16 protein-coding genes are annotated in these 22,170 nt (G+C 47.5%); all 16 read right to left on the bottom strand.

The features are described 5' to 3' along the window. Positions 1-785, bottom strand: a 785-nt coding sequence (locus L4D06_RS14810) for a hypothetical protein (protein WP_429740226.1), incomplete at its 3' end; no start/stop codon positions are given. Next, on the bottom strand, positions 778-3,399 hold the full coding sequence (locus L4D06_RS14805) for a DUF2235 domain-containing protein (RefSeq protein ID WP_429740224.1): 2,622 nt from the start codon (positions 3,397-3,399) through the stop codon (positions 778-780). The genes L4D06_RS14805 and L4D06_RS14810, both read right to left, overlap by 8 nt. A gap of 305 nt (positions 3,400-3,704) precedes the next feature. After that, entirely contained in the window at positions 3,705-4,064 is a 360-nt protein-coding gene (locus L4D06_RS14800) for a SemiSWEET transporter (RefSeq protein ID WP_429740222.1), read from the bottom strand. A gap of 315 nt (positions 4,065-4,379) precedes the next feature. Further along, positions 4,380-6,992, bottom strand: coding sequence for a glycoside hydrolase family 38 N-terminal domain-containing protein (locus L4D06_RS14795; RefSeq protein WP_429740220.1), 2,613 nt, complete (start codon positions 6,990-6,992; stop codon positions 4,380-4,382). A 5-nt stretch (positions 6,993-6,997) separates the two neighbouring features. Further along, positions 6,998-8,095 (bottom strand): PTS fructose transporter subunit IIC, encoded by a 1,098-nt coding sequence (locus tag L4D06_RS14790; protein ID WP_274163656.1) that lies wholly within the window; start codon positions 8,093-8,095, stop codon positions 6,998-7,000. A gap of 17 nt (positions 8,096-8,112) precedes the next feature. Then, on the bottom strand, positions 8,113-8,427 hold the full coding sequence (locus L4D06_RS14785; protein WP_274163655.1) for a PTS fructose transporter subunit IIB: 315 nt from the start codon (positions 8,425-8,427) through the stop codon (positions 8,113-8,115). Between the two features lie 12 nt (positions 8,428-8,439). After that, on the bottom strand, positions 8,440-8,919 hold the full coding sequence (locus tag L4D06_RS14780; protein WP_429740218.1) for a hypothetical protein: 480 nt from the start codon (positions 8,917-8,919) through the stop codon (positions 8,440-8,442). 631 nt (positions 8,920-9,550) lie between these two features. Then, complete coding sequence (locus tag L4D06_RS14775; RefSeq protein WP_429740216.1) at positions 9,551-10,666, bottom strand: hypothetical protein; 1,116 nt, start codon at positions 10,664-10,666, stop codon at positions 9,551-9,553. A 2-nt stretch (positions 10,667-10,668) separates the two neighbouring features. Further along, complete coding sequence (locus L4D06_RS14770; RefSeq protein ID WP_429740214.1) at positions 10,669-11,784, bottom strand: DUF6708 domain-containing protein; 1,116 nt, start codon at positions 11,782-11,784, stop codon at positions 10,669-10,671. Positions 11,785-11,786: 2 nt separating this feature from the next. Then, positions 11,787-15,071 carry a toxin VasX gene (locus L4D06_RS14765; RefSeq protein WP_429740212.1) on the bottom strand — a complete coding sequence of 1,095 codons (3,285 nt, stop codon included), beginning with the start codon at positions 15,069-15,071 and terminating at the stop codon, positions 11,787-11,789. Then, the gene (locus L4D06_RS14760) at positions 15,068-15,931 is read right to left on the bottom strand and encodes a DUF4123 domain-containing protein (protein ID WP_429740211.1); all 864 of its coding nucleotides are present in this window, start codon (positions 15,929-15,931) and stop codon (positions 15,068-15,070) included. Before L4D06_RS14760 ends, L4D06_RS14765 begins: the two co-directional genes overlap by 4 nt. 3 nt (positions 15,932-15,934) lie before the next feature. Further along, positions 15,935-18,007, bottom strand: a complete 2,073-nt coding sequence (locus tag L4D06_RS14755) for a type VI secretion system Vgr family protein (protein WP_429740209.1) — start codon at positions 18,005-18,007, stop codon at positions 15,935-15,937. 146 nt (positions 18,008-18,153) lie between these two features. Next, positions 18,154-18,672 (bottom strand): Hcp family type VI secretion system effector, encoded by a 519-nt coding sequence (locus tag L4D06_RS14750; RefSeq protein WP_274163645.1) that lies wholly within the window; start codon positions 18,670-18,672, stop codon positions 18,154-18,156. A gap of 208 nt (positions 18,673-18,880) precedes the next feature. Then, positions 18,881-19,804, bottom strand: a complete 924-nt coding sequence (locus L4D06_RS14745) for a hypothetical protein (protein WP_429740207.1) — start codon at positions 19,802-19,804, stop codon at positions 18,881-18,883. A gap of 660 nt (positions 19,805-20,464) precedes the next feature. Beyond that, positions 20,465-21,706: a B12-binding domain-containing radical SAM protein gene (locus L4D06_RS14740; protein ID WP_429740205.1), complete on the bottom strand. Its 1,242-nt coding sequence runs from the start codon at positions 21,704-21,706 to the stop codon at positions 20,465-20,467. A 91-nt stretch (positions 21,707-21,797) separates the two neighbouring features. Continuing rightward, complete coding sequence (locus L4D06_RS14735) at positions 21,798-22,121, bottom strand: ParE family toxin-like protein (RefSeq protein WP_429740204.1); 324 nt, start codon at positions 22,119-22,121, stop codon at positions 21,798-21,800. Positions 22,122-22,170 lie beyond the last annotated feature (49 nt).

Genomic DNA, 22,170 nt, shown 5'->3' with positions numbered 1-22,170 from the left:
ATCGAATGTTCAAATTTATAGTAGCGATATTTCCACGCTTTTAAATCATCTTCAGGGTTGATGGCTTCACTCCACGCCACTTTGGAGTACACCGGCATTTCAACCGCACTTTCCGCGATTTGACCGTCAACATCTCTGATCTCGGAAAAGTCGATGCCACTGTATTGGGCTAATTCATAGTACAGAAACCGTGTATCTAAACGAGATTTTGGGTAGGGGGATGGGGAGGTTTCACCAAGGCCATCAAACAGCAAAACGACGTCGCCATGCCCATTAGGATTTCTCACGACCCAGCCGTTCGGGTCAGCATTTTGGCGTGGTGTGCAATCATCATTTCGAAAACAACCTAAAGAAAAATAGAGCATCGCTCTCGGGCCTTCTACAGCAAACTGCATTTTTCCCCAGCGGGTCGAATAGTTTTCGTAGTAGTTTTCCAGCGTTTCGATTTTTTTCTTGGCTAGCTCACTGTCGATGGGAGAGGAAATACGAAAGTAGACGTTGTTACGCATTGTGTCTGGGTTTTGTTTGACCCAATGACCCGCAATAAAATTGGGTACGCCAAGGCCACCCACATCGGCGCTTGCTCCTGGGAAGCCATTCACCGCACCGAACCCAAACCCCATGCGGCCGCCAAAAGTATCTGTGGCATACACATCGATGATCCCATAAGGGCCATCGAGACTTCCTGCATTGGCAAGTCGAGCATGAGTTTTATACACCTCTTGCTCGTCTGAACACCCGATAAGCATTAAACAAACAAACAAGAGGCTCACGGACTTAGACATTGTCGAATATCTCCCTAAATAGCTCACCAGACTCATTGATGTTGGGCGAATTGGCTAATTGTAATTTTATGTCGTTGTAGCCTGGACTGACGGGAATATCGTAAGGTCGATGAATGGTTTCACTTGCCTGAGGAGCGATAACGTTTAACCAATGAGTTGGTTGAACAGTGCCTTTATCATACGCATTTAGAGCATTAGCAAGCTGATTGAGTTCGTGGTTTTGGATGAAATCTTTAGGCACTTCATAAAGGTCAGTATTCCACTGTATACCTGACAGTTCTCCTTGCGTTTTCATTCTCTCTAAAGAAAGGCCTTGTAAGCCAGTGCTGATTGGCTGAAGGCGATAAAAATATAAAGTATTTCCTTCATGTTTTACTCGACCATGCTGAGTTGGAGAACGATATTTTTGCTGAATATCGATATTCCAAGATTTTTCATAGTGCTCTAGAAGCCCAATCATATCGCGAGGTAACAGCCCTGGTAGTTTGAGCTGTTTATCTAGTTCCAGATTGTAGCTATCCGTGATGGGGAATCCATATGTGTCGGGAAGCCCTTTTTTCCCATATTGTTCAATGGATGGATATCCTCCGCCTATATCAGCGTGTGCGCCCGGAAATACTTCTTCAAAGAAGTTTGGCGGTAATTTACCGTTTCGTTTTAGTGATGTGAGTGGAAAGTTCTTACGGTACTCATGGTGTGCGGTGATGTGGTAGATTGTTTCCGCGCTATCTGGCTCAAGGGTAAGCTTGAAGTCACCTTCATTACTGTTTCCAGGCCAATAAAACGAAGCGACGGTATCGAAAAGCCCAGCAAAACGTATGCTAACTCTTTTAGATGTATCTAGCCGATACCCACGTAAAGGATCGAAGGTATCGCTGTTTTCTGTGCTTAATAAGTTAGGTTTGATGTCTAACCCATCTCGTCCCGTTCTTGGTCGATCGTAGTTTGCCATGCCTTTCAGGGCAGCATTAATAAAGTGTCGAGCAAGGGCAGCGCCGCGGCTAAAACCAAAAACGTCAAATTCAATATGGTTGATTAAGCGGTAATCATCGCTAGAGAAATTTTCATCGATCAATTCTTTAAGCTGTGTGATTAAGCTTTGCCATTTATAATAAGCACCAGTTTCACCGTTCAAGTCGAGAGCACCCGTTGCCATGGCGAGGGTTGTTAAATCATCACCATTATCGATCGATTCTTCCATGACCGAGCGAGGAACATTGTCATAATCAACTGTACCTACACCGGATACATAAATCTTGTGTGATACGCCAATTTCTTCTGGATACGCCTCAAACAACCTCGCCACGTTTGTACGAGAAGTATTGCCTCTGACTTCTTTGTATTTATCGTTCTCAAGGTTATTACCTGTACCATCAAAAAAGACGCCAATGCGAAGTGTTTTTTCTATCAGCTTCTTAACCTTCACCACTGGCAACCCACTTTCCACCAATCTTTCGTTATTAATGGCTTTGAGCGTTGAACCCATGAGTAAGCGCTCTTTGTGGTCATAGACCACATCGGCAGGGGCATTGGCGGTTTGTGGTTTGTAGGGTTTTTCTGCGGCTTGTTTCGTTTGCATGGTGGCGAGAAGTTCTGGTGCATCAATGGATGTACCATGTTCGTTCAGCCACTCATCGCTTAGGTTATCCAGTTGCTCACGTGTGATGGGCGCATCGAGATAAACGAGGTGCTGATCTTTCACGACCTTGCTGTCGATTTTCCAATAAAGAAGAATAGCGCCTTGGTATTTATTTATGGCTTGTTCAGTATTGAGCTTTTCGTGAGTTGAGCGGGTGGCATAAAACGCCCATCGGTTTTCACCCAAAACCTTATATTCCTGAACCAGCTTTCGTTCATGGAAATGGTAGTAATACCCCTCAGTTGGAAACCCTAAACGAGTGCCGAGTTGAACAGAGGGAACAACAGGGATAAACGCCTCTCTGACGGCGTCAGTCCCTTTTGGTCTGAGTTTTACGGGTTCTTGACGGGTAACGCCTTTTTCCGAATTAGCTATTTTTGTAATGAGCTTTCTTGGTGCGCCATCCGTCGCTTTGGCTGAGAAAACGGTGCCGTATTCAGAGGGCTTAGTTTCCCAACTGACAATGCTGGCTTCTTTCGGCGTTTTCCCTAGTGCAAATTGACAACCTACTTCACTGGCAAGTGCATTTTCTGAGCAAGCAACTTCAAACAAATACTCGTAATTTATGCCCGGTTTTTCGGGTTTATCTTCAACGGGGGGCTGCGGGGTATAAGGGGGCTCTATGACGGCCTGAGCGTCAGAACTTGTGCCAGAGCGAGACGCTGAACCTTTTGCTTTGGTGCGAGACACAAACGCGGATTTTGCTTGTGGCGTAAAGCTTGATTCTGTCGCGGTGTTGAGTTGCCACGTTTTATCGCCCGATGACGCAGATGACAATTGAAGTGCGGGTGTGATTGGGGCATCGCTCAGCAATACTAACTGACCTTCTTCGAGTTGAGCCTTGAATTTGTTCAACGCCATACCTTGCGGCAGTACGCCTTCGAGCTCTCGCTCAGCCAGCCCTGAAAATGCACCCTCAATTTTGCCAAATTCATAGCTCGCTAGTTCAGACAGTTTTATAACACGGTAACCCACGCACTCATCCTTAAGTGTTTTCCTTTTGGGCTTAACTACCGAAAAAAAACTGTGAGTACAAGCGCCGCGAACCAAAAGCAGAAGGTGGATCAATCAGGGGCAATTTCTTGCTCGAAATGATGAAGATGTTGTGTCGGTTTTGCGTCGTATTTCTATCTTTTTTATACAGTGAAAACGCGTGTATACGCCTAAGTTCGTTGTGAAAATCTATTGGTAGGTGGACTGGCTCTATGATGATAGAGCCAGTGGTTTTCGCCTGACGCTTGTTGTTTTAATTGGTTAACTCTTACGGATGACTCGCCAACTTATTGCGCGACTTCTGGACGCGTTTCGTCTAGGTGGCTTGTAGGTGATATGGATTTGATTTTCAGATAAAGCACAACACTTGAGAGTACCAAGGTCACGCCGTTACCCATCATCAATGGCATATCGTTGGATACAATGCCGTAAATGAGCCAGCACAGAACGCCAAAAACAAACATGACATACATGGCAAGTGAGATGGCGGCGGTGTCTCTGGTTCGAATGGTATGGATCACCTGAGGTAAAAAGGCCAAGGTTGTGCATGCGGCAGCAACAGAGCCAAGCAGGCTAGGGTACTGAACAAGCCCAAAAGCAGCCACGAGTGCAACAGCGACTGCAGCAACAATTTTCAACAGATTCATCAATTGTTCCCCTTAGGTAACATGATCGTGGGCTGAAAAGTAACGGGAATTACTTCAATTTCAGCCGCAGGGCGGGCATGGATGCCGTTAACCAGCGGTTTTTTGAACGTGATTGTTTTTGTCATCGTTGTCTTTCTATGTGTTCGTGCGCCTTAACGTACTCGCTCAGTGCACTGGATTAGGTTGAGTTTGTCCCTGCCGCGAGTTTTGCAGCATCAAGGAGGTGACGTTAGATTGGGTAAACAGGCCACCTAGACAGCGTGGCCTTTACTAGCGCGATCTCACCTCATGGTTTTGAGGGCATCGCGTGACGGTTTATTCTCGCTTTAAGCGCAAAGCAATCATGCCTTGAGGTGCGACCTCGGTATGGTTGCTTGCGAGGCTGATAGTGCGCTCGAGTCCATCAGCAATATCGACTTTCCATCCTGTTGGCAATTCACCCAAAGTGGTCGGTTGATTGCTGTCATTAATTAAGCGCACCACAAAGGCGTGCTTGTCGTCTTCTGCTGTTTTGATGGCAGAGACGGCAAGGGTTGGGTGAGCATAATTAAACAGGCTGAAATCGGCTGGGGCTTCAAAAGCGGGAGGCGCAATCATAAATCGCTGAACGACACCGTTATGGAGTGCGACCGGTTTTGTCAGCCAAGACTTCACGCGTTGGCACAAGCCCGCTTCCATGACGTTACCTGTGAACGGGTACAATGCCAGAGTGAAGCTTAGCGACGTGCGAAGCTGTGAATCAGGGCTTTCATCAGGTAGACCCGAAAGGCGACCCGGACGATATTGCAGCTCAGGCTTGCCGACATAACCCACCGAGCGGAATAAAGTGACAGCGATTGAAGACGGGTATTGCTGATATTCGCGAATACCATTCGTGAGTACCGCCAGTCCGCCTTCCAGAGTTTCTCCCGCAACAAGGCTTTGCATCGGGTAGATTGGCGCAGGGCAGGACGTCCAGTGCTGCTCAGACCAAATTGATAATGCTTCACTATCATCGTGACGACGGATCAAGCCAATTGGCTGATCGGCGATGCTGTCTGCATTAATAAAGCCGCCGTTAATGTGCAGTTGCAAACGATGGTCATCAACCTTGTTGTCGATGTTCACAGTGATTTCAAGTTGATCACTGTCTGCTGCCAACGAAATAACCAGCTCGAGTTCTTGAGTGACAGAGCAGACGTTATCTGCACGTTCTTGCAGGTTCAAAGGCAGCTTAGCGGAGTATTGAATAGCAACACGAGATTGCAGTTCGCCATGCTGAACGCTGATTCCGTTCTCTTTCACCGTAAACATCACTAAGTGATCGTTGTACGGTTTCGAAAAATCATAATTGTCGCCGTCGTCGCCGCCATCAACCAAAGACAATACATTGTCCCAATGCTGGCCTGATGCCTTATGACTCATCGCCACTTGGCCCTGCGCGTTAATGCTGACGGTTAGGTGAGCATTGTCCAGAACGGTTCCTGACATCACGTCCGTTTGTTGTGCGCTGAAAGTAGGTTCTACGTCATCTAAGCGCGTCACTAGCAGGTTCTTATAGCCGCAGGCCGTCATCTGTTTTAAGGATGCCACGACGCGATGACGGTACCAGGTTCGGTACATTTCATCACCCAGGGTGGTTGGGTCTTGAACAATAGCGTTGATGTTGACCTTTTCACACGACAGTGGCTCAAGCTCAACGTTGGTAGTTCCGTCAGAGATCGAGAAACAGCGCGTCGGCAGCACTAATTCCAACTCAACCATAGCATCGCGCACATACGGTAGTGGGTTGAACACCAACACATATTCGCCATCCAGACCTTTCGTGGATGCGTCAGCCAATTGTTTCAGTGTGATGTCTTTCAAACGCTCCGCGTTTTCCTGAACAGCAGAGATACGCGCATCGACCTGACGGTTAACGGAATCTGTATTACATCCACCAATCGAGTCATGTGCATGGCTTTGCATCAACTGCTTCCAGTTCTTCTCCATCAGGCCATACGGATAGGCAAGGCCATGATAGTTAGCAACAGTTAGCAGTGGCTCCAACTGATTAATCAGCAGGTTTTCAACATCCGCATTGCGTTTTTTAATGTCATAGCGCGTGGAATAAATACCACGGTGAATACGGCTGTATTTACCGTAAAGCATCTCACTTTGTACTTCTGGCAGCCCACCAGAACAGGTTGCGGCAAAGTAATCGTCAAAGGTACAAAGTTGGTATTCATGCTCTCGTTGGTTATTGGCTGCTTTGATGGCTTCAGCCGTTTCTGCCTGCCAAGGTTTCTGATCGTGTCCACCCATGAACAAGAAGTGTTCGCGCTCACCGGGCCAGAAGCGTTGGTTCATTTTCTGATCCATCGCATCTAAGTGCTCGTTCATCGGCTTCATGCCTTGAAAGGCGCTGTAGCCAAATTCCAATACCGCTGTGGTGACTTTACTGCCATCAGGAGCGCGCCACACAAACTCTGTGCTTGGGCAAATGCCCTCCCAAATCCCGCGCCAGAATACGCATTTATCGATGTTGAAGTGCTGCAATAGCTGCGGTAATTGCTCACTTTGACCAAAAGAATCTGGAACATAGCCGATGTCCATCAACTTGCCGAAACGCTCAGCATCACGGCAACCCCACATCAGATTGCGGATCTGGGACTCTCCATGTACCACACATTGGTCGGTTTGCGTGTACCAAGGGCCCACAAGCAATTTGCCACTTTCGACAAGGCGTTTGACGCGATCGGTGTCTTCGGGAACCACACTTAAGTAGTCTTCCAACATGACGGACTGACCATCAAGCACGAAGCAAGGTAAGTTGTCGTCTTTTTCCAGCTCATCAAGCATCTGCTTCATGGTGAACGTCAGCAGAACCTGTGACTCTTCAGTGCTGAAGTACCACTCTCGGTCCCAATGAGTGTGAGGGACAATATAGGCTTTTTTATTCATCGACATGCTCATTACCCTTGCGCTGTTTCAGCGTGAACAGCACTTTCAGATTGTGCTTGTTGGCGCATGAATTGACGCTTCATCATGATGGTGGTGCCAATGGCTACAAAGGCCACACCGCCTGCAATCGAAACAAAGTAAAGCAAGATGTTCGAAGAGAGCACCAGCGCTAGAATACCCGCAGCAGGGGCTTGAACAATCGAATCAAACGTGACGACTAACATGGCAGAGATGGCACTGCCGATGGCATTGATGATAATGAGTGCAGGGTTGGCGAGAATGAATGGAATGGCCCCTTCACTAATCCCCACGCAAGACATCATGAGCGCTGCGCGACCATTTTCTTGTAGTTCTTTGGTGTAGTACTGCTTGGCAATGATGGTGGATAAGCCAATACCGAACGGTGCAATCATGATAGCGATGTGAGACGCCGTAACCGGTTCATAGATGCCCTGCGCAAACAGGCCGAAGCTGACAGTAATTGCTGCTTTGTTGATTGGGCCGCCGAGATCAAAGCCCACCATTGCGCCTAGTACGGCCGCCATAATGACTTTGTTTCCACCCGACATGCCAATTAACCAGTTTTCCAAGCCAGTATTGAGTGCAACGAGTGGGTAACCAACAATGTATTTCATTACGAATAAGATAATCGCAGTACCAAACAGCGGAATGATGACCATCGGGAGCAAGCTACGAAATTCCTTTGGTAGCTTAATGTTGGCGAGCATCCAGCGAACAAGGTAACCCGCCATCAAACCGCCGAGCAATGCCCCCAAAAAGCCCATTTGCATGTCTTTCGCTAGCATACCTGCAATCAAACCGGGGGCGATGGCAGCCTTGCCGGCTAAACCAAAGCCGACAAACGCGGCAATAACGGGAAACAACAAACCAAGCCCATACAGGCCGAATGTTTTGAGATCATTGATGATTTGAGCAAAAAGCGAGTCACTGGTTTTTAAATCGATGCCTGTGATCGTTTCAAAAAGTGAACCGAAAGCAAGCATCATACCGCCCGCGACAATAACAGGGATCATATACGATACGCCTGTCATTAAGGCTTCGCGTAATTTATCGAGTTCTGTTTTTTCTTTTTTTAATAGTAGGGTCATGGCAGGTGTCCTTTTTATTATTTGTTATTAATAAGGTGCATCATGGTGTTGTAAACAGCATCCGGTTGTTTGATAGGGTCAGCTACCGAACATTCCAGTTTTGTTAATAATTCGAACCTTTCCACTCCATCAATTAATATTTCGGTGGCAATGATGGCACCATCCGCACGGGCAATGTCGTCTTCAGTGATTTCATTTTCAATACCTGTGCTTCCTTGTGTTTCTACCTTTATTTCCCAGCCGTTTTTTTTACCAAGCATTTCTAATGCTTCTGCGGCCATATATGTATGAGCAATACCCGTTGGACAAGCGGCGACACAAACAATAAACATAGTTACCTCGATTTAGGGTGAAAAGCATTTCTTTAGACATAAAAAAACAGCAACCACCTGATGATGATTGCTGTTTCGTTGAGTATTCATTTTGATTGCGCACTCAAGGCATAACTGTTTGTTTTTCAATGTTGCAGCTCCTGGCGCGTAGCGGTAGAAGCTGATCATTGATAGTACAGAGACGCATAAGGCGTAAGCCAGTTCGACCAAAGATCGGTTTAGTAACTGTACGCTGATGGTTAAGGTTGTAACGTGGCGGAATTGTCTTGATGAAGAAGTAAACCGATGCCAGAAATAGTAGACATTTTTTGCCGACTCACCAATGCAAATATAGAGTTCGTTATAACACTCCGAGGTTTCATCGAGTTTATTTTCAGCGTCGCTGTCTAATTTACTGGTATGTTCTACACAAACACAAAGCGCAATATTACGCACAAACATATTTACTATGCTTGTAAGCGTTAATATGAATGCTTTGGTTTTATTAGACACGGACGTTCTCCATAAAATATGGCGAGATACTATCCCCAAAATAAAAACAAGAATGTGAAGGTTTTCACAAATAACTTTTGGAGAAATTAAATGCAGTGATTTTCGATTAGAGGTCACGATTTAGCGAGTAAAGGTTAAGGGGTTGTTGGTTTTTGTCGCCAGAGTTGTTGGTCGGTTCAGGAATCTCGGGCAAACTGGCTATTGCGGTAGCTTATTTCTTGAAGTGATCGTATTTCATCTTTGGTGAGGTCAGACGACCAGGCTGCAGAGAGCAACTCTGGCAGGTAGCGGTGGTCTTCTTCCGTCACCTCTGCTCGAGCAGGCAGGCTGGTGGAAAAGTAACGTTCTATCTTTTCAACATACTCACCCAGCCTTCGTTTGGTGTCGTTTTATAGCGTTGCTCACTCTCGAGTGTTTTGACCTGAACTTCATTCAAGTGGGCGATAAAGTGACGGGCTTTGGGTTCACCAACTGGCTTGCATCATTTCGCGGTGGTCGCGACGGAAATACAGGTGCGAACACCGGCGAAAAAAACACCGCTTCACCTGCAATAAATTTGCGGGTGTCTCGCGCCTTGGGTGTGAGCTCTGTCAGGTCGATATCCTGATTTTTTCTTTTTTCCAGAACATAGTTATTGGGTTTTCTCACCCTCAGTTTGACGATAATCCATGATGCCACCGCCTGCTTCATAGTGCTTTTCAATGGCTGCGCGTTGCTTCAACAACTCTTCACTCGGTTTAGCCCATTCGCTCTCAGGAATAGGTGTCGACCAATCTGCCACCTCTTGTGGCAGTTCCACTTTTGCAAGACTATCGGTCCATTCAGAGACTAGGTAAGGCAGCTTCCAACCGCTCAAGATATGGTACGTGTAATAGAAAAACATCGAAGCATAAGACACCCAAGGTGCTTCTGAATTGAGGGTAAGCCAACGTTTAGGGCCTTTTTTGAACTTCTCCCGCATTTCACGACGGTTCTTATCAAACAAGGCACGGTCTTCTTTTTCAAAGGGGCTTGGGGTGGGGCGACGTGCTGGCGGCTCATCCATGTACATGCGCATGGTTTCCCACATGCGTTGGCCGTCGGTCACAGTTGCAATTGGGCGGCTCAGTATCCAGTAATCCTTGCCATCAGGCGTGGGAATGGCCAATCCAAAGGTAAAATGCGTCACCATGCTGTTGCCTGTGGTGTCGCGGTTCGTGGCGACCCAGCACACAACTTCTTCCCACGGGGCAATGATGGGTTTCTTTTCTTTGTCGGAGTAATAGCAGATTTCCCGACGCTCACGGTTTAAGCGAATAGGGCGCTGGCGAGCAAAGTCCAGAGAGCTGCTGATAACGACGTGCCAGAAAATGCCTATTAGAAGGATAAAGACAAAAGCGAGGGGCTCGGCAAGCTCATTAATCGCGACTCGAAATGATGCGCCAATAGAGCCATGAATAGAAGCATCCCTAAACCCAAACATGATGACTAATAGCAACATCACAACGGCACCAAAACCTATCGTGGAGTTTCCCAGTTGCACTTGTCCGGCTTTACCCTGACACCGTTGACCGATATCCATGTAAGTGTCGTTAATGGTCAGTATTTCGGGCGAGGTAACCACGGTTTCTTTGGCAATTTTTGCTGAAGGAAGGGGCTTGGGTGAGAAAAACACCGCTTCGCCTGCAAGAAATTTGCGGGTATCCCCCGCTTTGGGCGTAAGCTCCGTCAGATCAATGTCCTGATTTTTCTTTTTTTTCCAGAACATAGTTATTGGGTTTTCCCACCCTCAGTTTGACGATAATCCATGATGCCGCCGCCAGCGTCATAGTGCTTTTCAACGGCTGCGCGTTCTCTTAGCAATTCCTCACTCGGTTTAGCCCATTCGCTCTCAGGAATAGGTGTCGACCAATCTGCCACCTCTTGTGGCAGTTCCACTTTTGCAAGACTATCGGTCCATTCAGAGACTAGATAAGGCAGCTTCCAACCGCTTAGGATATGGTACGTGTAATAGAAAAACATCGAAGCATAAGACACCCAAGGTGCATTGGAATTGAGGRTAARCCAACGTTTAGGGCCTTTTTTGAACTTCTCCCGCATTTCACGACGGTTCTTATCAAACAAGGCACGGTCTTCTTTTTCAAAGGGRCTTGGGGTSGGRCGACGTGCTGGCGGYTCATCCATGTACATGCGCATGGTTTCCCACATGCGCTGTCCGTCGGTCACTGTGGCAATCGGGCGGCGCAGTATCCAGTAATCCTTGCCATCAGGCGTGGGAATGGCCAATCCAAAGGTAAAATGTGTCACCATGCTGTTGCCTGTGGTGCCGCGGTTCGTGGCTACCCAACACACCACTTCTTCCCACGGGGCAATGGTGGGCTTTTTTTCTTTGTCGGAGTAATAGCAAATTTCCCGGCGCTCACGGTTTAAGCGAATAGGGCGCTGGCGAGCAAAGTCCAAAGAGCTGCTGATAATGACATACCAGCAAATGCTTATTAGTGAGCCAAAGGCAAAAGCGAGGGACACAGCAAGTTCATTAAAGGCTACTAAAAATGATGCGCCAATAGAGCCATGAATAGAAGCATCTCTAAATCCAAACATGATGACTAATAGCGACATCACAATGGCAACAAAGCCTATCACTGTATTCACCAACTGCACCTGCCAGGCTTTGCCCTGACACCGCTGGCCGATATTCATGTAAGTGTCGTTAATAGCGAGTATTTCGGGCGAGGTCACCACGGTTTCTTTGGCAATTTTTGCTGAAGGAAGGGGCTTGGGCGAAAAAAACACCGCTTCGCCTGCAAAAAATTTGCGGGTATCTCCCGCCTTGGGCGTGAGCTTTGTCAGGTCGATATCCTGATGTTTCTTTTTTTTCCAGAACATAGTTATGGGGTCTTCCAAGTGATGTGTTGGGTGGTCAGCGGGGCAAGTTCACTGGCCGATACGTTTTGCGCTTTTAACAGTGCCACTTCACTGAGTGGGCCGACGCGGGTGAAGCTTTCTGCCTGAAAACGCAGTACGTCTCTCTCTGGTGCATCCGGCATGGGGAAGTAGTGCAATTCTAAGCCGATTCCATGCTCGGCGTTAATTTCTGGGCCATAAAGAGGCAGTGCTATCAATAACGGTTCAGCTGCATCGCTTAAACACACCCACTGTTGGGCCAGTGCTTGTGTCCAGGGTGCCCAGCGATTAGCTCGGGTGCTGGTTTTCCAGTAGGCGGCAAGCATCACGCCAGCGTCATCAAGTGACTCTAGTGTTAGCCCTGGCAGGCTTAATATTAGCGCTTTCCCTTTGCCGAGCTCACGAATTACTGCCGACGGCTTTGCCGATATTCTAGCGAGTTGCAGGTGACTGTCTGCCAGTGTACTCGTCGAGTTCTCTTTTCCCCATTGACTGTTTTCAAACCAGGCCAAATAGCTCGATAGATTCGTTCGGTTATACCATACGGTACCTACCAATTGGAGGGCAGAGATAGCAATGCCAGCAATGGTTAAGCGAACCGTCAACGAGGCCAGTTTAGCGCCGCTCCCCACCCAAATAGCGGCTCTCGCGGCTTTGTCGGCTTTAAGCACTGCGAATCCAACCTGGCTACTGCGAACCAGCCCGACACTATTAACAGCTAGCTGCCCGCTTTCCGCGATCCCGGCGATTAACGCTTTAGTATCGCCTTTTCGCCATGCAACAATCGCTTCAGTTACTTTTATAACTGAGCTTACCCAGCCAAAGGCATATGCTGTTAAACCCAAAATTGTCGTATACCTGCCAAGGTTAACCCCATAAATCAGTTTACTACTACTGCTGCTCACCAGCTTGATGGCAGCCATGTCGGTCGCCGCCCTGACACCTTGCACAAAGCCAAAGATGCCACTGAGTGCGTTAGCAATTTCGGCGGACTCTTTGACCAAGCCTTTTCCCATTGCTTTGTGAGCATTCCAAACAGAAATGCCCACCAAGAACAATGACAGTACGTCCCATTTTCCGGCCTTGATACGCACGGTGTATTTGCCCAGTTTTTTTCCAGAGTCTTCTAACGTTTGCAGATCCTGCGCCATCATCTTTATATCGGCATGCATCTCGGGCGAAAGCCCCTTGATGGAATAACCCACTTTTTCCGGGCCATCACCGAGTGGCGAGATTGCATCCGCCAGCTTGGTTTCCATGGCGAGTAGGTTTGACTGGTTACCTTTGAAGGACTTGCGCATGTCAGCCACCGACTGGGACTGGTTTATTGAACGCCCTTGCTGACGTAATTTGGTGAGTGTTTGTCGGATCTGGTGTTTGAGTTCTAGGTTGACTTTCCGCAGTGCTACCGCTTGGCCGCGAAGTCGCTCAAATGCGCTAAATTCTGCGTTGTTGGCAAGGCCAATGGATAACCCTTCAATTTTATACGCTTTTAGCATGTTCAGCCAGGCACTGCCAGTAAGGTCTCTGAAGACCTTACTGGGGTCAAACTGTTTGTTGGCATTGGTGTCGTCTAAAAAGTCTGACGTGACCTTGGCGAGCGCCAATGTATTGGCTTGAGCGTAACTGGCGTCAATTAGGGAGTCAAAGGCACGCATGCCGTCATCCATCGCGACGAGCCTATCACCCCAATCGCCCCCGTGAAACTCCCTTGCAAGTAGTCCATTCAACTCAGCGTTGATAGCGTTAATTTCCGCCAACCCTTCTTTAGCGGTGGCAAGGGTACGAAGTTGGCTTATCTTCTTTAGTATTTCTTCGGTGATTTTGTCGTAGCTTTTTGCTGGTAAGGTAAATATCCCTTTTAGGCTTATCCATGGCATTGTATCTAACTGGCCCGCAACCAGCTCACTGGCTGTCTCACTCCAGCAAATGTCTTGAATGCATGAATATTCAGAAGCCAGCAAGTTTTGTAGGCTCTCGACATTGGTGGCATCAAAATACCAAGCTGCTGGATAAAACCGAGTAAAAAGGGCCGTCCTGTCATCGGTGATGGTTTCCAGCAGTGCCTGCCAATGAGCCAACTTTTCGCGCTCTTCTTTTAAAAAAGCGTTCATCTCATCTTCCTTGATGAGATCTAAAAGCCCTGGCGTACCTGCGTTAGAATCCCAGAACTTAGCCCAATTGACACCGCGCGTTTCACGTTGGTATTGATCATCGATGTCTTCGATCAACTCTTCGTATTTATCCCAAAGGTCGGCGCCCAATGCTTGTTTCAGCTTGAGGGTTTTATGAAACTTTACTTGTGGGTTCTGGCTACCGTAGGTTTCCTGAAACTCAAGCCATTCAACCACCGCCTGCTTTTGTGTTGGGCTAAGGGCCTCTGCAAAGGTTTTATCTCCGAGGGCTAAAGCCAATTGGTCAATTTTGTCTGGCGTCAGGGCTATTTGCGATTCGATGTAGCAGCCTTCAACAAATTGTTGGTAGCGCTCTTCATCTGAGGTCCACTCTTCTAGCGAGGTTGCCACGAGGGCCTGGTAGGAGGCCAAATCCCTGAGGATACCGATATCATCATTCAAGATGAGGTAGAAGTGGTCGTCTTTATACTGGGGAAGTACTTTGGCACTTAACGCGGAAAATTCGGCCTGATGGTAGAGTGGTTTATGCTCCCATTGATAGGGCTCATAATCCAATGCCGTTGGCTGAGCTGTGGGGGCTGTTTCCGCACATTCAGCAATGACAGAAGCTGCTTGTTCGGAAGTGAGCAGGTTATCGCCACCGGTAAGTGGATTCGCGCTTGATACCGTCACTCGCTGCATAAAACGCTTCCTGTCCACATCACTTTTTATCACTTGCGAACATTTTTTTGCTGTCCATTGCATTTCGGCGTAACAGGCATACATAGTATCGGTCTTTTTGAAAACCAAATTGGCGTCGCCAACGGCTGTGCTCCTTACGTCTTTATCCACCTCCCCGTCCTGCCACAATAGGGTGGTAATTTGTCCCCCTTCGGCGCGGTATTCATGCAACAGCCATTTGTCACCTTGTTTCACCAACATATACAGCCAGCCGTCACGCAGCAGACGTACTCCAATGGGCTTGGATTTTGTTTCATATGTAGGAGAGGCTGTGTCTTTGGCGGAAAGCGTCTCTACCAGTCCGTACCTGACAGGGATAAGTTGTATTCTATCCAGTGTTAACGGGCAGATGCCGACAGGGCTTTGGGCATCTTTGGTATCACCGCACATGGCGGCATGCAAAGGAGAACTCACAGTTCTTGCTCCTGAATGGGGTGATGGGCGTATTGTTCTGCGAGCGTGGCGGCTTGCTCGATGCGTTGTGATGGAGTGAGTGTCGAAGGGTGATTGATTAATGCTTGAATATCAGGATATTGTCGGCTGTCTAACACATTCACCCCCAGAAAGCCGAAAACACTGAAATAAAGCAGAAGATCACGCTCAGTGGCAAAGCCAGCATCATATGCCGTCTTGGCTTCTTGTTTAATCCACTCCAAAGAAACTGCCGGCAGTTTATCGCTGAACCAGTGCACAAGGTGGTGTTCAATCTTTTCGAGGGTGTGATACCAGCCAATTTGGCCCAGCTTTTCCCATTGTTCATCGGTCAGTAATATGCTGGTGGGTGTCACAGGACCTGTCTGGGTTGGCTTGGTGTGATGAACCCACCCTTTTCGTGTAGGCAGCCAAGCCTGTTCTATGGCTTGCCAAATTTGCGGGTTCTCGTCGCTAAAGAGAATATGAGCGGCCTCAGCATGCGCCATCTTAAAAAAAACTTGGCTGCCATAGGGGCTTTGAACCTGTATTAATGCACGAAACGTATTAGTTACTGTCTCTAAATCTGCACGGGATGAAAACACATATCCTTGATTAAGGTAAACGTCTGTTTCGAACCATTGCATCAAAGCTCCTGTGGCTTTCACCACACAAGGAGACACCTCTCTCAGTTCCTGCCACGGGGAGTTAAGGAAGACTGGGGCGTAAACGGGCGCTCCCTCTATTTTAAACAGCAAGGTTTCCAAATCAGGGATTTGAGAGCCGTCGAGTAACAAGTAGCGTTGCTCTCCTGCCTCACAAGACATATCAGGCAGGGGCGCCGGTATCATTTTTTCTTGCATTAGCTACAGTGACTCCTTTGTTGCGTCTTCACATACTTCACAAATGGGCGCGTTCGTTTTCAAAGCAGCAATCTGCCGGGCTTTAAGTAAGGGTGACATCGACCCTTCGGTCGCAGTCATCTTAATTGCTACTAATTCATCGGGGTGTGCGGGCTTACTCACCCCATTCGGCATCATTGGCATGACCCCACCAAATCCCGAGCCTGATCCCGCCGCGCCGCCTGAGTTGAGGTTGACCGCAGAGCCGACAATATGCACACCTGCAGGGTCGATTTTGACGAAGTTGCCCCCGACTTTCAGGGTGATCTCGGTGCCCGCCTCAATCACCACTTTCTGACCGGCTTTGTGGTGAATTTCAGAGCCTGCTTCGTTGAGCAGTGCTTTCCCCGCTTTGATATGGAAAGACTGGTCGGTGACCACCGTCTTGTCGCCTTTGACGTGTGTTTTGCTTTGTCCATCGACGGTCAGATGGTCATCCACTTTGATGTGAGAAAAGCGTTCGTTCTCCACATCCAAGTGCAGGTCATGTTTGATGTTGTCTTTGCGGTCGTTCTCCACCAGCAGGTTCATGTCCTTTTGGGCATGCACGTAGATTTCTTCTTGTCCTGCTTGGTCTTCAAAACGCAACTCGTTAAAGCCTTCCCCCTGATGGGTTTCGGTTCTGAGCACCGTGCGGGTTTTATTGGCCGGCAGCGGGTAGGGCGGCACATTGGTCGCGTGATAGGTGCGTCCAGTAATGATCGGTTGGTCTGGGTCGCCCTCTAAGAAGGAAACAATCACTTCATGGCCGATGCGCGGTATCGCCATCATGCCGTATTGTGCGCCCGCCCAGCTTTGAGAAACGCGCACCCAACAGCTGGAATTTTCATCGCTGTTGCCGTATCGGTCCCACGGGAACTGCACTTTCACGCGCCCATATTCATCACAGAAAATCTCTTCCCCCTCTGGGCCCGTGACAATGGCAACTTGAGGGCCATGCACGCAGGGTCTCGCCTGTGGCTCAGGCCGCCAAGGGCGATGACCAGGGATGACCGAAAACGTATTGTGAAAGGTGGTCATGCCTTCGCTGCCACGTTCTTCGAGTGCCTGTGGTTGGGTGCCTTGGCAATTCATGCTCACCACCACCCAGTCACGGTTGTTGGCATCATCAGGGTGCTCAATCAGATCAAAGACCTGACCCGCATCCACCTGCATGATGTTACTCGATGCCGTGGCAGTCAGCGCATTACTGCGCAAATGCTCGAGACGATATTGGGTAAACGGCTTTCCTGAGGTATCGCTTTTGAAGCGGCCAGGGTAGTCATAATGTTCATACGTGCCGCGCTGGAAGGCCATCTCGGTCCCTGCCTTGTTTTGCAGAAAGCTGTACGCGGGCTTTTTGAAACTGTAATCCTTGAGCGTGACGGAAGACGGTCGGGTTTGCGCCGTAAATTGCCAGCCTTTTACGAACGGTTGGTCACTGATGCCCCCGACGTTGGTGGTGTAGAGGAAAGCCTGCCCAGACGAGGGCAAGGTCTGGGTGTCATCGGAAAACAACACCGTGTGCTTGTCTTTGGCGGACAAAAAACAATAGAAAATGCCTTCTTCGGCGGCGAGACGTTGGAGAAAAGCTAAATCTGTCTCCCGGTACTGAACACAGTATTCTCGTATTTGAGGTGTTGCTGAAAGCGAAAAGGCATAGTCATCAATGCCCATTTCCTGAAGCAGAATACTGATGATTTCAGGCGTGGATTGCTGCTGAAAAATACGGCTATTTTGGCGCAGTGAAAGCCGAGACAAAGCGGGCACTATCTCTAACGTGTAAAACGTATGGCTAGCACCAGTATCACCACGGGTGAAGCGACGGACAATGCCATGAATGCGCTGCGCAAGCTCGCCATCACGCCACAGCTTGAGGGTCACATTGCAGTCAACGACCGCGTCTCTGGACACCGTATCCTGCCGGCTAGCAAGTTTGACTTGATACAAGTAGGGGGCTGAGAGTGCTGACTCCCCCGAGAATTCAAGCACAGCAAAGGTGTCGTCAGGCAAGCCTTCGACGGTAAGAGTGAATTGGAGACCGCTTTCCGTAGCCATTAAATCATCCCTGCTTAAAACGAAGTATCGTCAGGCGTCATTGCTTGACGACAAAACCCGCCCGAGGGCGGGTTGGTTGCAAAAGGTGTCAGTGAGCGGTTGACAAAAAACGTGTGTTAACGCGCTCTACCTTTTGCCAAAAAGCCTTACGCTTCAATTGGCGCACGCCAGTCATCCGCACCAGAAGTACCTGCGACTGTGTGTTCCCAATCAATCTTGCGGTATGCCACAGACACCGTCACCAGTTGGGTGAACTCTTTCTTACCCGCGTCCTGACAATGCGGCATTTGGCAATCGATATCGATGATGGTGCCGTCAGTCAAAATGGTCGAGAAGAAGTGCTCTTGCTTACCTTCTACTGAGGTGCGGTACCATTTCAGTTCAATTTTCGGCAGCATTTCGCCTGACGCCAGTGAGTTGTACATCAGCGGCACGGCTTTGTTCAGCGCTACAGTGAACTTGAACGGCTTATGTACACGTTGGCCTGAAGGCTGACCGCTTTGTGGATCAGTGGGTACAGTGACAATGTGGTCAAACGCTTGAACCAGCATTTGGTCTTCGTGGCCTTCAACATAAATGTTACCCACAGAATCAGCAGTAAATGCACCAGCAGTGATGTTGCCCTGAGTTTTGCCTTCGATGGCGATATAACAAGGAGTTGGCATCGTAATGTCCTTTTAGATTGCGATAAGAAGAACACACAACTAATCACAATTCGTGCCATTATCATTGTTCAATAAATACAGGGGCTTATGTTGATTGATTTATCGACGGGGCGAAAAGTTACCCGCTTTTTAGGCGAGAAATGGCCCAGTGAGCGAAAAATTGCTCAAAAAATATGGGATGAGTAATAAAGAAAGCTTTGGGTTTGGGTTATCTCGTGATGACAAGCTTGCCGTCGATATAAGAAAACAGTGGGTTATAGGTGATGTAGCTCTCTTCCTCTTTTTTACCGATCCGAAGTGGAGACTGACCGTCGGGATCTTCCAGCCGAAACAAGCGTCCATTCTTGTAGCTGACAAAGTCATACAAGCTCCAATCAATGGGTAAGGCTTCGTAACCGTCTGCAAAGTCTTGCTTGAAGCCGAAAGACTGCCAGTACTCATCAGCAGAATAACCTATCGATAAGCCATGTTCACGCATCGCAATTTCGCTTTCAGCACCCAAAGCATCAGCGTCTTTTTGGGATAACAGTGCCCAAAGTGCCAGATAGCGATCTCTCAGTTTCTGGAGATTGTTCTGGCTGAGTGTGTATGGCTCTGAGGTTGTCCATGACCAGTTGGGTAGGCCAGCAGCGACAAACGTACGTTTCACCTCGTAGAGCACCGAGCCTTCGACAGTGCCTTCTTCTACGGTTCCCAGTAATTTTGTCCCGCTGTAGTGTGGTGTATTCAAGCCAGTCGCACGATTGTTGTCATTCACTGTCGCTAAAACGGGGATACTATCCTGCTCATCTTTGGTGCCATATGGGACAACAGAAAACTCGCACTTCGCATCACTAACAAAATCGAGGTTCTGCGGTGCGGTAACAGAGGCAACTTTAATTGAAAGCGTGTTGAGCCCATTTTCGAGAATTGCAGTTATATCGTAACCCGCAGAAGCAGTACCTGAAGATGTCATTAGATTGTCCAACACACTCAAGCCGTTGACATAGGAAAAGCAGTAGGCACTTGTGGATTTGAACACTGCGTTATAGCGAGTGACGTTATCTGCGGCTGAAGTGCCATTTGTCAGCAGTAACGAAAAGAAACAAGCGCTTATGTAAGGTGTTTGTTTAAGAGAAAACCTGATAGTCATAATCCATTAATCTTGGGCTTTGGGTGTTTTAGCCTATCAATATTATAAGCCGTTGAACTGTCTTATTTGTGCACTCGTTCACTGAGTGATGGGCGTGTCTAACCATCATCGCGTTTTCATTCAATTCGCCGTGCATAAAAGTCCGTACACAGTACAATTGATACACCACTCATATTATCCCAAGCCATGAACCGGACGATTCAGCACTACCATACCCATGCACAAACACTTGATGCCCAATATCAACAAGTGACCTTTGAACAGGTTCATGACAGTTGGCGCGCGTATTGGCCTGAAGGCAACGATCGCACCTGCAAAGTGTTGGATGTGGGGGGCTGGCGGGAGTTGAACCGAGAAAATAGTATTATGATTCATATAGATAAAGTTAATGGGGTGAGAGGGCTTTGGTGTTATTCTTGGTGCTAAAATTAGTGGCTAATTTTCACCCATCATCATAACTTCTTTATATACATAAGCTTAGCGCGATATTTGTAGAGATGCCAACCATGTTGAGTAGCATTGCTGAGAAAGTGCGATTTTTCGTGCTGAAAATATGAAATCATTAGCATATTTTTGATGTGATTCACCTAACTGGACGCTTGGCAACGCCGCTAAGTGGATCAGTCTTAAGTCGGCGTTGACGCACTGACGATGACGATACTACGATTTCTTGTATGTTAACCGTTCTGCTAACTCTCTCATCGAAATCCATTCCTCGTGAGTAAAGCTGTCACTCTCAATAACATGTGGGATACCTGATTGATCAATGTGACCTTCTTTGATCCCATACAAGTTTTTATCAAATGAAAGTTGTGTTCCCTCCAATAGCATCAGGGGAAACGCCTTAATGCATGTTACTCCTCTTTCTAGAAGAAATTGGATGCTCTGTTCAAAACTACTCAGGGTTTGTGTTGGTAACCCATAGATTAGGCTGACTTCAAATGACACATCTTTCTCCTGAAGCATTGAAATAGCAGAAGAGATTTTTTTAATGTTGTTACGGCGGTTAATTACAACAGATTCGGCCTGATTTGCTGTTTGTAAACCGAACTCAAGGTAAGTATTGAGTTTAGAAAATAGGCCTAACAAACGCTCATTAATGTCTTCAAAGCGCACTTGAAACACAAGTTCTGCTTCTAGTCCGATCTCAATGGCGTACTCCAGAATTTCGTAGGACCGGCGCCCTTTACGAAATATGGGGTCCAGGATGTTGACTCGCTTAACTCTTTTTTTCTTAAAAAGTAACAGTTCCTTTTTGATGGTTTCCAGTTGAAACTCATGAACCCTATTATTAGCGACATCACGGTGAGCGCAAAACGAACAAGCATAGAAACAACCGCGTTGGGTTTCCCAATGTATCATCGCTTGGTTATCTTCCAGATTTATTGAACCATTTAGATAGGGGGAGCCGAATGCACCAAAAACAACTGGCTTGGATACAACTAATTTGTGAAGCACCCTGTCATGTATAAAAGCTTCAGGTAGCGACACCTCTGCATAGCTTGGAAGGTATACATCGCCGCTAGGATAAAGTGACTGGCAAGTTTTTTCATTTATTTGGTATCCCCCGAGAATGATATTGCCCCTAAATCCCATGTCTCTACATTTTTGAATCAATGGTTCTATCAGATCGGTGTTCCACACATAGCAAGAGATTGCTAGTCCGTGCAGATCTTCCAACTTGTAGTGGTCGTTAATATTTTTAGCTAGATCGGCTGGTGTAAAGTTGCGTTCATTACTCTTAATCATTTGTATAGGAAAATGACCAACAGTAAATCGCAAACCATAAAGATCATGTTGTTTACACGCAGACAAAAGAACCCCAGCGGCAAAACTTGTTGCGCTTCTTCCTCTTTGGGTAAAGTCAAAAGTAACCAATAGACATTTCTTAATTTTTTTCATGACAAGGCTCATAGTTTTAGATCTTTAAAGTGTTTGTAAAGCGCTGTGAAGTTCGTTGTTGCACACTTCATGGTTTTGCTTAGTGACCAAATCAAAAACGTTTGAATTGCGCTTCATAACCTTGCCTGCGACAGAGTCGAAAGGTAAGGCGGCCTTTTCCTCTTGATAAGACCAAACGAAAACTACGTCCGATTCTGAATCGAATCAGTGATGGGTTAGATTTGACTACTTGACCGCCGAGCGAAGTTAATGAAATGCCATTTGTAATGTCTCTTACTAAACGGAGTGTTTTTTTCTGAGTGGAATTCGACAACTGTTGCCAGATTTTTTTATGAACGAAAAAGATGCAGTCACGAGATCTAGAAGTGATGAGATCAGAGTTCTGTGGTTTGAATTCGAAGACAATATTTTGCATTTAGGAGTACCTATTTTGTGTGGTACTCCCATACGCATAGAAAATCGTT

Source organism: Enterovibrio makurazakiensis (genome assembly GCF_050336585.1).
GTDB classification, from domain to species: domain Bacteria; phylum Pseudomonadota; class Gammaproteobacteria; order Enterobacterales; family Vibrionaceae; genus Enterovibrio; species Enterovibrio gelatinilyticus.
This window is presented reverse-complemented; position numbering and strand designations above follow the sequence as displayed.